Source organism: Parabacteroides sp. KHUB-02 (assembly GCF_056640955.1).
Genome location: NZ_JBWQEV010000001.1, coordinates 1,819,771 through 1,833,919 on the forward strand (window position 1 = coordinate 1,819,771; position 14,149 = coordinate 1,833,919).

The window sequence follows — 14,149 nt, forward strand, 5'->3', positions numbered from 1 at the left end:
TCACTTACACTATTATTCAATGAATATAGTCAGAGTAGTACCAATAGGTGGAGGAATAACGTTCTCGTAATTCCTCCTTTGCTTTTCTACCCGATTTACAATGGATGTAATCTTGGTAATTCTCTATAACATCTTGAGGTATCTGATAACCGGCCACCTCCTCGTCCGAGCTTTTAGATAAGACTTGTACCAAAGCCTCCTCATACAAACGGGGTACAACCTCAAATTTTCCTTTATAATAAGTATCGAACGCATTCTTAAAACTATTCAAATTCTCGTTCAGTAAATAATAGCACAACAAATAATCCAATGCCTGTTTATTTTCCGGATATTCCGCCACCAAACTTGACAGTACGCCCGGATAATCGGATATGGACATTAGTATGTCGTGCTCTCGCTCCCAATCACTTTTCCTCGGCAAACGTTTCTCCATCGACAAGGTCTCCTCACCCTTCAACTGTTCCTCCTTCGACCTTGCCCATGAGTGATAAAATAACGTCGCGTCCAATAGGTTCAGGTATTTTCTAGCCTCCTCAATATCCCCTCGCCGCATATCAATCTCCACCAGCCGCTTGATCTGCCGTACACTTCTTTGTTTAGGGCTGAACAAGATTCCTTCGATCGCCCGGTGACGGGCCATATCCATATCTCCCAATTGATAATACACCTCATTACTGAAAAACACGGGAAGTATAGAAGACCTCAAATCGATCGGTAAGAACAAGGCGTCCGCCCCTCGTTGATAATGATCCATCAAATTCTGGGGCAACTCGTTCTTCTTGGAGAAAGCGATATTCCTATAATAACTTACCAAGATATCGGGAGAATCAAATCCGGCAGACAAATCCAAGACTCGCTCCCAATCACCCCTATAGATCGCTTGGTCTACTGCCAGAACCTTTTCCCGCTTCCGGTTCGTACCCGCTATAACAAATGAAAAGAATCCAAATACGACTAAAAAGGTTATAAGCAAGCTATGCCGGTTCAGACGTATCCTACGTATACTTTTAATCTCCAAAGCGAATATCTCTAGAATCAACGCTAAAGCGGGGAAATATACGCTCAAGCCATCCACATGGGAATATTTATAGGCCTCCTCAATGCTCAATCCATAAAAATGACGCATGAACAACGGATATAAATAACTCGATAACAAAAGAGAAAGCCAGAACCACCACCGTTTCCTATTCTTGGCTCCCTCATAGAATATCACCATCAAGGAGAAGACAAACAGCCGGCTACCGACCATGCTATAAATTATGGGAAGAAGTATAAAAGCCACCCAAACGGACGTTCTCTTATTCTTAATCCGGATGTATCCCAAGAAGAGCCATAGCACGAAAATCAACGTAAGCGTAGACGCTATACTATACGACAACCGGCAAATCAATCCCCACTCTAACGCTACCGGAAACAACGCATATATGGAGACCATATTACCATTCCCGAACTTGCGTAAAACCCGCATAGAGTAGTACCATAAGAGCAACAACACGCACGTCACGATTAACGGGCCTATCACAGTCAAATGGAAGAACTGTATCAAGAAATTCCCCACATAACAGCTCAACCAAGCCGGCTCATCCCAGAACGAGATAAAATAATCGGTGGTATACAAAAAAATCCTCATCTGCTCTTTGAAGAACAAATGGTTTGGGTAAATCCATTGAAAGAAAGCAAAGCATACTACGAAGAATATTCCCGCTATTACCCATTGAAGCGATCGTTCATTTTTTGTCATTGACAAAATCCCTTATTTATAACCTCCCTATTTCCTCAATATAGAAAAAATCAATTTCCTCATCAATCTTTTGAATACAAAACAATGCAAACAAACAAAAAGTTTTGAATAAATACAAATAAACAAATAGAATCATGATCAAGACGTCTTGTTTTTCAAGTAGAGGAGCCAAGATGTACAAAAAAGTCCCTTTATCTACCAATAAGCAGATAAAGGGACCTTTTTCAAGGACAACAATTACTATTATCCTATCGTTTTTTCTTAGCCTCTTGTTGTTTACGCAACGTCTCCTGCTGTGCTCGTTGAGCCTCTTCCAGACGTTTCATGAAACTGGATTTCTTCATCGGTTTCCGTTTGTTTGCTTCCAACTTAGCTAACAATTTATCCTCATTGATCGTATAGCGGAAGATCAATGTCTGCACGATTGTGATCAACGTAGAGATGAAATAGTAATACGTCAAACCGGAAGCATACTGGTTGAAGAACACCAAGAACATCAACGGCATCATGTACATCATGGCCTTCATGCCCGGCATCTGTTGCTGCCCAGTATTCGTCATCTCCATATTATACTTGGTATAAAAAATATTCGTGATCGTCATCAACAAACAGAACAAACTGATGTGATTTCCGAAATACGGAGTGATGATCGGAATATATTTATTCCAACTAAAGATAGCGTCGTAAGTAGACAAGTCGTGCGCCCAAAGGAAACTCTGGTGACGTAACTCGATCGCCGACGGGAAGAACATGAATAAAGCGATTAAGATCGGCATCTGCAACAACATCGGCAAGCAACCACTCATCGGGCTCGCCCCCGCACGGCTATATAGCTCCATCGTCGCTTTCTGCCGTTCCATAGCCTTATCCTGTCCGGGATACTTAGCGTTGATCTCCTCCACTTGCGGACGCAATACACGCATCTTGGCGGACGACATATAAGACTTATACGTCAACGGGAAAAGGATGATCTTCACGATGATAGTCATCAAAAGAATCAAGATACCATAATTATGGATAAACTTACCCAAGAAGTCGAACAAGGGGATCACGAAATATTGATTCACCCAACGGAAAATACCCCAACCTAGCGGAACCAACTTCTCCAGATCCAGTTGCTGCTCGGCAACGACACCTTTATCGAAGGACTTCAACAAGGCGAACTTATTCGGTCCGAAATAAAAGGACAGGTTCGTGGCCTCCTTACCTTGCAAGTCGAAAGGTACGGAAGTGGTCGTCTTGAATTGTTTCAATACATCCCCCTCCGGAATCGCTTTCGAGTCTAAGGTAGTAGCCTCAAAGCCCTCTTGCGAGATCAATACGGTAGAGAAGAACATATCCTTATAACCGATCCATTTCAAGCGGTTCGGGATCTGCTTGCTGTCACTCTTCGACTCGCTCAGGTGTTCCACGTCGTCCGCCATGAACTTGTAGTTCAAGGTCACGTAGCGATCCTCAAACTTACGTCCTTTTTCCTGTTGGCGGATATCCTGCTCCCACAATAAATCCAAGGCATTCGTGCTCGGTGCCAAGACACCGTTCAATCCCGTACCCAGAATCTGGTATTGCACCATATAATCATCCGGTTTCAAGGTATAGGTAAAATCCAGATGACTACCCTCGCCGGTGTTCAAACGCATGATCACGGAATTCGGGTCATTACCTTTAACCGGGGTAAAATACAAATCGCCCGTATTCACGACACGGTTCGTAGCCGTGACCAACGTAAAATTAAAATTAGACTCTTTCTCGTCGAACAAAACGAGAGGCTCGTCATTATACGTATCATACTCCTTCAAGCGTGCGTAACAAATACGTCCGCCCTTATTGCTGATACGAAGCTCAACCAAGTTATTTTGTAGGGTCGTGTAATCTTCCGTACCCACCATAGCTTCGCCGAATACGCCGAAGCTCTGCTGCAAACGTTGCGCCCTTACCGAGTCCGGCACGTTCTCCAACGAATCCTCCACTAAAGCACTTTTGTTCTCTTGTTTCTGCAATTCCAGTTGCTGGGCATACTCAATCTTCGCGATTGAATCTTGGTAACGACGTTGCGCCTCCAACTGCTCAGGCGTTGGCCGGTTGAACCAGCTAAACGCAAATAATACGACACCGATCAGCAGAAAACCTATTAATGTGTTTTTATCCATTTATCACCAATTATTTTTTATTTTCGATAGCAGCTTTCACGAAGCTGAGGAAAAGAGGATTCGGATTCACCACGGTACTGTTGTACTCCGGATGATATTGAACGCCCACGAACCATTTCAAGGCGGGGATCTCTACCACCTCTACCAGATTTGTCTCCGGATTCTCACCCGTACACATCATACCGGCGGCCTCATATTGCTTCTTATACTCGTTGTTGAACTCGAAACGATGGCGATGACGCTCTTGGATATGCTCCTTGCCGTATGCCTCCAATACCTTGGAGCCCTCTTTCAGCGTACAGTCGTAAGCACCCAAACGCATGGAACCTCCCATATTGGTAACGTTCTTCTGCTCCTCCATCAAATCGATCACCTTATGTGCCGTATTCGGCTCCATCTCCGTAGAGTTGGCATCCGCCAAACCTAATACGTCACGGGCAAACTCTATCACCATGCACTGCATACCCAAGCAGATGCCCAAGCAAGGGACATCATGCTCACGAGCGTATTTGATAGCGGCAAACTTACCCTCGATACCTCTCTGCCCGAATCCGGGGGCGATCAAGATACCATCCATATCCTTCAATTGCTCGGCGGCGTTCTCGTTATTTAATTTCTCCGAATGGAACAAATGCAAATCCAGTTTATGATGATTGTAAATAGCGGCTTGCAACAAAGACTCGTCGATCGACTTATAAGCGTCTTGCAATTCCACGTATTTACCTACCAAACCGATCTTCACCGTATCCGTAGCCGTGCTCTTCAAGGCAAGGAATTCCTTCCAAGGCTTCAACTCCGGAGTCGGGCCGACTTCCATACCGACCTTACGCAAGACCACCTCGTCCATCTTCTGGCGTTGCAATACCAAAGGAACCTCGTAGATCGTCGGTACGTCGATCGACTGGATCACGGAATCCTCGGCCACGTTACAGAACAACGCCACCTTACGTAACAAGTTCGCATTCAGCTCATGCTCCGTACGTAAAACCAACACGTCCGGCTGGATGCCTAACTCCTGCAATTGCTTCACGGAATGTTGCGTAGGCTTCGTCTTATACTCTTTCGCCGCCGCGATATAAGGCACATAAGTAAGATGTACGCAAAGGCAGTTCTTACCCAGCTCCCATTTCAACTGGCGAACGCTCTCTATGAAAGGCAGAGACTCGATATCACCCACCGTACCACCGATCTCGGTGATCACGAAGTCAAATTTATACTTGCTACCCAATAATTTCACATTACGCTTGATCTCATCCGTGATATGAGGTACCACCTGCACCGTCTTACCCAGATAATCCCCCTTACGCTCCTTGTTGATCACGCTTTGATAGATACGTCCGGTAGTGATATTATTCGCACGGGTAGTCTGGACATTCAAGAAACGCTCGTAATGGCCCAAGTCCAAGTCAGCCTCATGTCCATCAACGGTCACGTAACATTCCCCATGCTCATAAGGGTTCAACGTACCCGGATCGATGTTGATGTAAGGATCAAATTTTTGGATAGTAACCTTGTAACCTCTTGCTTGAAGGAGCTTACCTAAAGAAGCGGAAATAATTCCCTTACCTAAGGAAGAGACCACGCCGCCTGTAACGAAAATGTACTTTGTATCTGCCACGATAGTAATATTTTAGTTATCTTTTTAATTGCACACCTGCATTTCGAAACCGCAAAGTTAGCGATTTTCATCGAGACATGCCAAATTTAATGTTTTTATTTCTCGCTGAATATCTCCAGAACTGACCCGTGCTTCGGCAGGACTCTTCCGATTCCCGACCCGAAGCACGGCACTAAAGACAGTACTTCTCATGGAATTACTTCGGTACTCCGCAGGAAGTACTGAAGTACTTTGACCGAAGTATTCCAGTACTTCCTGCGGAGTACTGAGGCAAGTCCGTATAAGCCTCGCTAGACACACCTGCTTTGCCTCAGTGATCGTAACTTTTACCCAGATAAATATCAAATCGTATGTTGTATATCATTCTTTTTAGCTAATTTTGCGACCACTACAACTAATAGATGTAAATAAGGTATTATGATGATGAAGAGGCATGGTGTGTATGCGCTATTATTACTTTCACTAATTGGGAGCTCGGCATACAGCCAAGAGAACCAACTAGTTACCGGAACGATAGTTCAACGTCCCGCACAGCAAGTCGTATCGGATGATACGATTCCTGCGATCAATCTTGGCGAAGAGGAATTAGACAACATCGTAGACATTCGTAAACAATTCGAGAAACAAAACAAGACTTACTCGGCGCCCTTGGCCCCAAGCACGAATTTACTGCGTTTCTTGAAAAAAGACGAACTGGAGATCTCGGACGAGGCGATGTATTGGGCCCGTCTGGTACGAGACGCCTCCACGGCTTTCGATAATACGATGACCTTCCGAGACACCGTGATCGTAAACCCTTTATTCATGCCGATCGTTTTCCGGGGAGATTATCTACCCAAGAACTTGATATTCTACAACTTCGATTCATTGAAGGAGAGGACTCCCTATGATAACTTATACCGGACAGACTCCATCTTCAAAGATCTGGAGCGAAACAAACAGTTCGAGGAGATGGCTTACAAATATGTGCAGAACAATTACCCGACTTATTTCCGCTACTCCGAGAGGGATCTGCCCAATGAGGTGATCAAACCTAAATTCATCAAGAAGAATATTTATGAGGACTTGCCGATCAAGGTGGAGGCTGATGCCAATTTTGAGGACGTAGACGCTCCCGCCCGCTTTATCCCGGAGCGGAGATACTGGATATCGGCCTTCGAGAGCGCCGTCCAATTCTCCCAGAACTACGTTTCGGAGAACTGGTACAAGGGTGGAAGTAGCAACTTGAACCTGTTCACCAAGAACAATTTAAAATACGACTATAAGAAAGATAAGGTACAAGTAACGAACGAACTGGAATTCAAAGCCAGCGTATATACGGCACCGAAGGATACCTTAAGGAACTATAAGATCGGTGACGACGTATTCCGTATACACAGCAACGTCGGCTACCAAGCGTTCAACAAATGGTACTATACGTTCGACGCTGAGTTCAAGACCCAGTTCTTCACCAACTATCAAGAGAACGAGCACATCAAACAGGCCGCGTTCCTAGCCCCGTTCTCTATCAACTTCGGTCTCGGTATGAAATACGAGCTGGAAAAACAATTTACCGACAAGCATAAGAAGATTAAATTCAGCACCAACTTGGCGCCGATCTCCTATACATATATGTATACGACACAAGAGATCGATTATAGCCGTCACGGTTTCAAGAAAAACGAGGAAACCGGTGAGTTCAATAACAAGCTAAGCCAAATAGGTTCCACGATCCGTGCAGACCTCGCCTTCGATTTCAACCGTAACGTAAGCTGGCAATCCCGTCTTTATTTCTTTACCACTTATGGCGATCATACCATCGGGGAGTTCGAGAATACCTTGGTTCTGGCCATCAGCCGCTTTTTCTCCACACGTATCTATTTTCACCTTAGATACGACGATGGAGTGGAAAAAACAGAGGATAACAAGAGTTATTTCCAGCTTAATGAGTTGTTAAGTTTCGGTTTTAATTACAAATGGTAAGCTAGGATTTAAGATTTCGAATAATAAACTTTGTTAATCGTGACATAGTTTCTAAATTATACTTACTTTTGCCTTGATTTTGCAATGTCGAGATTACAAATATGAGCGAAAGTATAAATCATACAGGATTTGTAGAGAAGATTGATGGCGACACCGTCTTCGTCCGCATTACCCAACAATCCGCATGCTCGGGATGCCACGCACAGTCTATGTGCTCGGCTTCCGAGAAAAAGGATAAGATCATTGAGGTACCCGATCGGTCGGGACGGTTTCGCATTAACGAGGAAGTGATGATATGCGGACAAAATTCCATGGGGCTTCAGGCCGTATTGTTGGCATTTGTCATTCCTTTGGTGATAGTCGTAGGGGCCATCGTGGTCGGTACGAATCTACAATGGGACGAGACCACGAGCGGGTTAACCGGTTTATCGCTTTTGCTGCCTTATTACTGTATACTATACTTAATGCGTGACAAACTAAAAAGACGATTTATATTTACTTTGAAAAAACTTAATTGATAATATATCATGATTTTAATTGCCGTTATTTCATTAGGAGCAATCGGGGCGGTCGGAGCGGTTTTCCTCTACGCTGCTTCCAAGAAATTTGAAGTCTACGAAGATCCTCGCATCGCACAAGTACAGGAAGTCCTTCCCGGGGCGAACTGTGGAGGTTGCGGTTATCCGGGTTGCGCCGGATTCGCGGGTGCTTGCGTAAAAGCTGACTCTTTAGACGGATTGCTCTGCCCCGTTGGTGGTGGCCCGGTCATGGCCAAGGTCGCTACGATACTGGGTAAAGAGGCGGGTACAGCCGAACCCATGGTAGCCGTTGTCCGTTGCAACGGAACTTGTCAGGCCCGCCCACGTACAAACTCTTATGATGGAACGAAAAGTTGCGCCATCGCCTCTACCCTTTACGGAGGCGAGACGAATTGTTCTTTCGGTTGCCTTGGTTATGGCGACTGCGTGAACGCCTGCGCTTTCGACGCTATCCACATCAACCCGGCTACGGGAATCGCCGAGGTAGACGAGGAAAAATGTACTTCCTGTGGTGCTTGTGTGAAGGCTTGCCCGAAGAATATCATCGAGCTAAGAAAGAAAGGACCTAAATCACGCCGGATTTACGTTTCTTGCGTAAATAAGGACAAGGGAGCCGCCGCTCGCAAGGCTTGTGCCAACGCTTGTATCGGCTGTGGCAAATGTGCCAAGGAATGTCCGTTCGAGGCGATCACCGTAACAAATAACGTAGCTTATATCGATTATACGAAGTGTCGTTTATGCCGCAAATGCGTGGCTGTATGTCCGACAGGAGCTATTCATGAGCTGAATTTCCCTCCTCGCAAGGAAGCCGCTCCCGCTCCGAAAGCGGAGACCGTGAAACCGGTGCCGAAGGCAGAGGCTACCGTGAAACCGGAAGCCACACCGAAAGCTACAAGTGAAGAAAAAACAAATCTAAATTAAAATCTAATAGTATGCTAAGGACATTTCGAATCGGAGGTATACATCCCCCCGAGAATAAACTGTCTGCCGGTAAGAAAATTACGGCTCTCGCTACGCCTAAACAGGTGATTATCCCCCTCAGCCAGCATATCGGCGCCCCGGCGCAGGCCGTGGTGAAGAAAGGGGATCTGGTAAAGGTGGGTACATTGCTAGCCAAGGCGGGTGGTTTCGTATCAGCGAACATCCACTCTTCCGTATCCGGCAAAGTGAACAAGATAGATAACGCTCTCGACGCTAGCGGATACAAACGTCCCGCTATATATATAGATGTGGAAGGTGATGAATGGGAAGAGACGATCGACCGCAGCGAGACCTTAGTGAAGGAGTGTGCGCTGTCTTCCAAGGAAATCGTGGATAAGATCGCCGCTTCCGGTATCGTCGGTCTGGGTGGAGCGACTTTCCCTACGCAGGTGAAATTGATGCCGCCTCCCGGAAACAAGGCAGAGATCGTAATCATCAACGCCGTGGAGTGTGAGCCTTATCTTACTTCCGACCATTCGTTGATGCTGGAGAAAGGCGAGCAAATCCTAGTCGGTGTCACGATCCTAATGAAAGCGGTTAACGTGAACAAGGCCGTGATCGGTATCGAGAATAACAAGCCGGACGCTATCGCCCATCTGCAAAAGTTGGCGGTAAATTATAAAGGTATAGAGATCATGCCGCTTAAGGTACAATATCCGCAAGGAGGCGAGAAACAATTGATCGACGCCGTTATTCGCCGTCAGGTAAAAAGTGGTGCGCTTCCTATCTCGGCGGGTGCCGTGGTACAGAACGTAGGAACTGCTTATGCCGTTTACGAGGCGGTACAAAAGAATAAACCGTTGTTCGAGCGTGTGGTGACGATCACGGGTAAGGCGGTAGCTAATCCTTCCAATTTCTTGGTTCGTATGGGAACCCCGATCAGTTGCTTGATCGAGGCCGCAGGTGGCCTGCCCGAGAATACGGGTAAGATTATCGGTGGCGGACCGATGATGGGTAAAGCGTTGATCAGCGCCGAGGTGCCGGTTTGCAAAGGAAGCTCCGGCGTTTTATTACTGACGAAAGAGGAGTCTGTCCGCAAGCCGATCCGGGATTGCATCCGTTGCGCCAAATGCGTAGGTGTCTGCCCGATGGGATTAAACCCTACCCTATTGATGAACGCCACGGAATTCCAGAATTGGGAATTGGCGGAGAAGAACTATATCACCGACTGTATCGAGTGCGGGTCGTGTAGTTATACCTGTCCGGCCAACCGTCCGTTGCTGGATCAGATCCGGTTGGGTAAAGGAAAAGTTATGGGTATTATCCGGTCTAGAAAGTCATAAAACAAGAGCAACATGGAAAATAATTTATACGTATCGCCCTCGCCCCACATCCATGGTGGCGACAGCATAAGCAAAAATATGTATGGTGTACTGATTGCCCTTATCCCGGCTTTCTTGGTATCCCTTTATTTCTTCGGTCTGGGAGCGTTGATCGTTACGGTCGTATCGGTTCTGGCCTGTATGATATTCGAGTATTTGATCCAGCGATTCCTGATGAAAAAGGAACCGACCCTTTGCGATGGCTCCGCTATCCTGACAGGTGTATTGCTGGCCTTCAACCTACCTTCCAACCTTCCGGTCTGGATCATTATTATCGGAGCGTTGGCGGCGATCGGCATCGGCAAGATGTCTTTCGGTGGATTAGGTAATAATATTTTCAATCCGGCGTTAGTCGGACGTGTATTCTTATTGATCTCCTTCCCGGCACAGATGACGACTTGGCCGGTGGTAGATGCCTTGAACGTTTTCCCGATGACTTATACGGATGCCCAGACCGGCGCAACGGTATTGTCGTTGATGAACGAAGGCGTGACCGAGCTTCCGTCTTACGGGAACATGCTTGTAGGAGCTATGGGAGGTAGTCTCGGTGAAGTGAGCGCCGTGGCCTTGATCCTCGGTCTTTTATTCATGCTATGGAAAAAGATCATCACTTGGCAGATCCCGGTATCCATCTTGGCTACCGTATTCGTATTCACGGGCATCATGCACTTGGTGAATCCGGTACAATACGCCAGCCCGTTCGTTCACTTATTATCCGGCGGTTTGTTATTAGGCTCCATCTTTATGGCGACCGACTACGTAACCTCGCCGATGAGCAAGAACGGAATGCTTGTCTACGGCGTGGGAATCGGAATCCTTACCACGGTGATCCGTTTGTTCGGGTCTTACCCGGAAGGTATGTCGTTCGCTATCCTGATCATGAACGCATTTACTCCGCTAATCAACAGCTATATCAAACCTAAACATTTCGGAGGAAAGTAAGCATGGCAAAATTAAAATCAACATTACCCAATATGTTCCTTTCACTAACAGGCATTTGCTTGGTAGCAGGGGCGATCCTAGCCGGAGTGAACCAGTTTACCGCCGGCCCTATAGCGGTAGCCAAAGCGACCGCCTTGGAGGAAGCGATTAAAGCCGTTGCTCCCGAGTTCGACAACAAACCGACTGAGGACGTCTATATGGCCGTCTCCTCCGATGGTGATTCCCTCAAGATTTATCCTGCCAAGAAAGGCGGACAAGTCGTTGGCGGAGCCGTAGAGAGTAATACGAAAAAAGGCTTTAGCGGTGAGATACGGGTTATCGTAGGTTTCGATATGGATGGCAAGATCTTGAACTATTCCGTATTGCAACACGCCGAGACTCCGGGCTTGGGAGCCAAGATGCAAGAATGGTTCCGTGCGGACAAGAACAAGCAAAGTGTCTTGGGACGTACGATTCCGGACGGAGGCTTAAAAGTAACAAAAGATGGTGGCGACGTGGACGCTATCACGGCAGCGACCATCTCCAGCCGTGCGTTCCTCGATGCCGTGAACCGTGCGTATAGCGCATTCGCAGGCGTAGACGGATTAACGGGTGCCACTTCAACTGATAACAAATAAAAAGGGAGGACAGAGCAATGAGTAATCTAAAAATATTGATGAATGGTATCATCACGGAGAACCCGACATTTGTATTACTGTTAGGTATGTGTCCTACCTTGGGAACGACCTCTTCGGCCATCAACGGCATGAGTATGGGATTGGCTACGATGTTCGTATTGATTTGCTCGAATATCGTGATTTCCGCCTTGAAAAACGTAATCCCCGACTTGGTGCGTATCCCGGGATATATCGTTGTGATCGCGACGTTCGTGACCGTAGTGCAGATGTGCATGGAAGCGTTCGTCCCGGCTTTATACGCTAGCTTGGGATTATTTATCCCGTTGATCGTGGTAAACTGTATCGTACTAGGACGTGCCGAGGCTTTCGCTGCGAAGAACGGCGTAATCCCATCCGCTTTCGACGGAATCGGTATCGGACTGGGCTTTACGATGGCTCTTACGCTGCTGGGCGCTTGCCGTGAGTTCTTGGGAACCGGTAAGTTATTCAACGTAACCTTGATGCCCGAGGAATATGGTTCGCTGATCTTCGTATTGGCTCCGGGAGCGTTTATCGCCTTGGGTTATCTGGTAGCAATAGTAAACAAACTGCGTAAAGCATAATAAACGGATCATATGGAATATATATTGATATTTATCGCCGCCGTATTCGTTAATAACGTTGTACTGGCACAGTTCTTGGGAATTTGTCCGTTCTTGGGGGTATCTAAGAAAGTGGAGACTGCCGCAGGCATGGGAGCCGCCGTTACGTTCGTGCTTACGATCGCCACGATTGTTACATTCCTCGTGCAAAAATACATATTGGACGCTTTCGGATTAGGGTTCATGCAGACGATCAGTTTCATCTTGATCATCGCCGCCTTGGTTCAGATGGTGGAAATCATATTGAAGAAGGTCTCTCCCGCCCTTTATCAAGCGTTGGGTGTATTCCTTCCGTTGATCACCACGAACTGCTGTATCTTGGGTGTGGCTATCCTTGTAATCCAAAAAGAGTATAATTTATTAGAATCTGTGGTATATGCTATCTCGACCGCTATTGGATTTGCGCTAGCTTTGATTATCTTCGCGGGTATTCGGGAGCAACTAGCCATGACGCATGTTCCGGAAGGCATGAAAGGCACTCCTATCGCCTTGATAACGGCCGGTTTGCTAGCTATGGCTTTTATGGGATTCTCGGGTATCGTATAACAAACTTATCTAAATGAACACTAGAATGAAAAAGAAGATTTTAGTAGCGGGCGGAACCGGTTATATCGGCTCACACACCACAGTAGAATTGCAGAACGCCGGATATGAGGTAGTCATTATCGACGATTTGTCAAACTCGAATATCGAGGTGCTCGATGGTATCGAGAAAATCACGGGCATCCGTCCGGAGTTTATCCAATTGGATCTAAAGGATAAGGAAGGTACTCGCAAGGCATTGGAAGCTCATCCGGGCATCAAAGGCATTATCTTGTTCGCCGCTAGCAAGGCGGTAGGAGAATCCGTACAGCAGCCTTTGAAGTATTATCGCAATAATATTGTCACTTTGGTGAACTTGTTGGAGATGATGCCTGAATTCAATATCGAAGGTATCGTATTCTCTTCCTCTTGTACGGTATACGGACAACCGGACCCGGAGAACTTGCCGGTAACCGAGAATGCCCCGATCAAACCCGCTATGTCTCCTTATGGAAACACGAAGCAGATCAACGAGGAGATTATCCGGGATACGATCCACGCAGGGGCGCCTTTCAAGAGTATCATCTTGCGCTACTTCAACCCGATAGGCGCACACCCAAGCGCAGAGATCGGCGAGTTGCCGAATGGTGTTCCCCAGAACTTGATCCCGTACTTGACACAGACGGCTATGGGTATCCGCAAGGAACTAAGCGTATTCGGCGATGATTATGATACAGCAGACGGTTCTTGCATCCGTGACTATATCAATGTCGTAGACTTGGCGAAAGCACATGTAATCGCTATGGACCGTATGCTTGAGAATAAGTCTGATGAGCATATCGAGATATTCAACCTAGGTACCGGCAATGGTGTTTCTGTCCTTGAACTGATCAATACCTTCGAGCAGACAACAGGCGTTAAGGTTCCACACAAGATCGTGGGCCGTCGTGAAGGGGATATCGAGAAGGTATGGGCCAATCCGGAGCACGCGAATAAGGTATTAGGTTGGACCGCCAAGGAGACTTTAGCCGACACCCTGCAATCCGCATGGAACTGGCAGAAACGTTTGAGAGAACGTGGCATCCAGTAAATAACACAAAAAAAGAGGCCGTAT

At 46.7% G+C, this 14,149-nt stretch carries 12 protein-coding genes; 9 read left to right on the plus strand and 3 right to left on the minus strand.

Annotation, left to right across the window (positions count from 1 at the left end; translation table 11 throughout):
- Positions 1-16 precede the first annotated feature (16 nt).
- From ACYIA1_RS07970 to ACYIA1_RS07980, 3 genes are all read right to left on the minus strand, one after another.
- A complete protein-coding gene (locus ACYIA1_RS07970) occupies positions 17-1,741 on the minus strand; it encodes a DUF6057 family protein (RefSeq protein WP_036630262.1) in 1,725 nt (574 codons plus the stop codon).
- 248 nt (positions 1,742-1,989) lie between these two features.
- Positions 1,990-3,891, minus strand: coding sequence for a membrane protein insertase YidC (yidC, locus tag ACYIA1_RS07975; RefSeq protein WP_057327146.1), 1,902 nt, complete (start codon positions 3,889-3,891; stop codon positions 1,990-1,992).
- Positions 3,892-3,901: 10 nt separating this feature from the next.
- Positions 3,902-5,509 (minus strand): CTP synthase, encoded by a 1,608-nt coding sequence (locus tag ACYIA1_RS07980; RefSeq protein WP_005865380.1) that lies wholly within the window; start codon positions 5,507-5,509, stop codon positions 3,902-3,904.
- A 417-nt stretch (positions 5,510-5,926) separates the two neighbouring features.
- Here ACYIA1_RS07980 and ACYIA1_RS07985 point away from each other — a divergent pair, with 417 nt between their 5' ends.
- The 9 genes from ACYIA1_RS07985 to galE all read left to right on the plus strand — a co-directional run bounded on the left by ACYIA1_RS07985 (position 5,927) and on the right by galE (position 14,125).
- Positions 5,927-7,471 (plus strand): DUF3078 domain-containing protein, encoded by a 1,545-nt coding sequence (locus tag ACYIA1_RS07985; protein ID WP_008778497.1) that lies wholly within the window; start codon positions 5,927-5,929, stop codon positions 7,469-7,471.
- A gap of 101 nt (positions 7,472-7,572) precedes the next feature.
- A complete protein-coding gene (locus ACYIA1_RS07990; protein WP_057327145.1) occupies positions 7,573-7,989 on the plus strand; it encodes a SoxR reducing system RseC family protein in 417 nt (138 codons plus the stop codon).
- 9 nt (positions 7,990-7,998) lie between these two features.
- On the plus strand, positions 7,999-8,931 hold the full coding sequence (locus tag ACYIA1_RS07995; RefSeq protein WP_022193142.1) for a Fe-S cluster domain-containing protein: 933 nt from the start codon (positions 7,999-8,001) through the stop codon (positions 8,929-8,931).
- Positions 8,932-8,942: 11 nt separating this feature from the next.
- Complete coding sequence (gene rsxC / locus ACYIA1_RS08000; protein ID WP_005865372.1) at positions 8,943-10,274, plus strand: electron transport complex subunit RsxC; 1,332 nt, start codon at positions 8,943-8,945, stop codon at positions 10,272-10,274.
- Between the two features lie 12 nt (positions 10,275-10,286).
- Positions 10,287-11,255, plus strand: coding sequence for an RnfABCDGE type electron transport complex subunit D (locus ACYIA1_RS08005; protein ID WP_005855664.1), 969 nt, complete (start codon positions 10,287-10,289; stop codon positions 11,253-11,255).
- 2 nt (positions 11,256-11,257) lie between these two features.
- Positions 11,258-11,872: an RnfABCDGE type electron transport complex subunit G gene (locus tag ACYIA1_RS08010; RefSeq protein ID WP_259013126.1), complete on the plus strand. Its 615-nt coding sequence runs from the start codon at positions 11,258-11,260 to the stop codon at positions 11,870-11,872.
- A gap of 17 nt (positions 11,873-11,889) precedes the next feature.
- Positions 11,890-12,474: an RnfABCDGE type electron transport complex subunit E gene (locus ACYIA1_RS08015; protein ID WP_005865370.1), complete on the plus strand. Its 585-nt coding sequence runs from the start codon at positions 11,890-11,892 to the stop codon at positions 12,472-12,474.
- 12 nt (positions 12,475-12,486) lie between these two features.
- Positions 12,487-13,059, plus strand: coding sequence for an electron transport complex subunit RsxA (gene rsxA / locus ACYIA1_RS08020; RefSeq protein ID WP_005855659.1), 573 nt, complete (start codon positions 12,487-12,489; stop codon positions 13,057-13,059).
- Between the two features lie 25 nt (positions 13,060-13,084).
- A complete protein-coding gene (gene galE / locus ACYIA1_RS08025; RefSeq protein ID WP_005855657.1) occupies positions 13,085-14,125 on the plus strand; it encodes a UDP-glucose 4-epimerase GalE in 1,041 nt (346 codons plus the stop codon).
- Positions 14,126-14,149 lie beyond the last annotated feature (24 nt).

Coding starts and splice junctions, on each gene's coding strand:
- rsxA (WP_005855659.1), top strand. CDS start 12,487: ATGGAATATATATTGATATTTATCGCCGCCGTATTCGTTAATAACGTT.
- galE (WP_005855657.1), top strand. CDS start 13,085: ATGAAAAAGAAGATTTTAGTAGCGGGCGGAACCGGTTATATCGGCTCA.
- yidC (WP_057327146.1), bottom strand. CDS start 3,891: ATGGATAAAAACACATTAATAGGTTTTCTGCTGATCGGTGTCGTATTA.
- ACYIA1_RS07970 (WP_036630262.1), bottom strand. CDS start 1,741: ATGACAAAAAATGAACGATCGCTTCAATGGGTAATAGCGGGAATATTC.
- ACYIA1_RS08010 (WP_259013126.1), top strand. CDS start 11,258: ATGGCAAAATTAAAATCAACATTACCCAATATGTTCCTTTCACTAACA.
- ACYIA1_RS08005 (WP_005855664.1), top strand. CDS start 10,287: ATGGAAAATAATTTATACGTATCGCCCTCGCCCCACATCCATGGTGGC.
- ACYIA1_RS08015 (WP_005865370.1), top strand. CDS start 11,890: ATGAGTAATCTAAAAATATTGATGAATGGTATCATCACGGAGAACCCG.
- rsxC (WP_005865372.1), top strand. CDS start 8,943: ATGCTAAGGACATTTCGAATCGGAGGTATACATCCCCCCGAGAATAAA.
- ACYIA1_RS07985 (WP_008778497.1), top strand. CDS start 5,927: ATGATGATGAAGAGGCATGGTGTGTATGCGCTATTATTACTTTCACTA.
- ACYIA1_RS07995 (WP_022193142.1), top strand. CDS start 7,999: ATGATTTTAATTGCCGTTATTTCATTAGGAGCAATCGGGGCGGTCGGA.
- ACYIA1_RS07990 (WP_057327145.1), top strand. CDS start 7,573: ATGAGCGAAAGTATAAATCATACAGGATTTGTAGAGAAGATTGATGGC.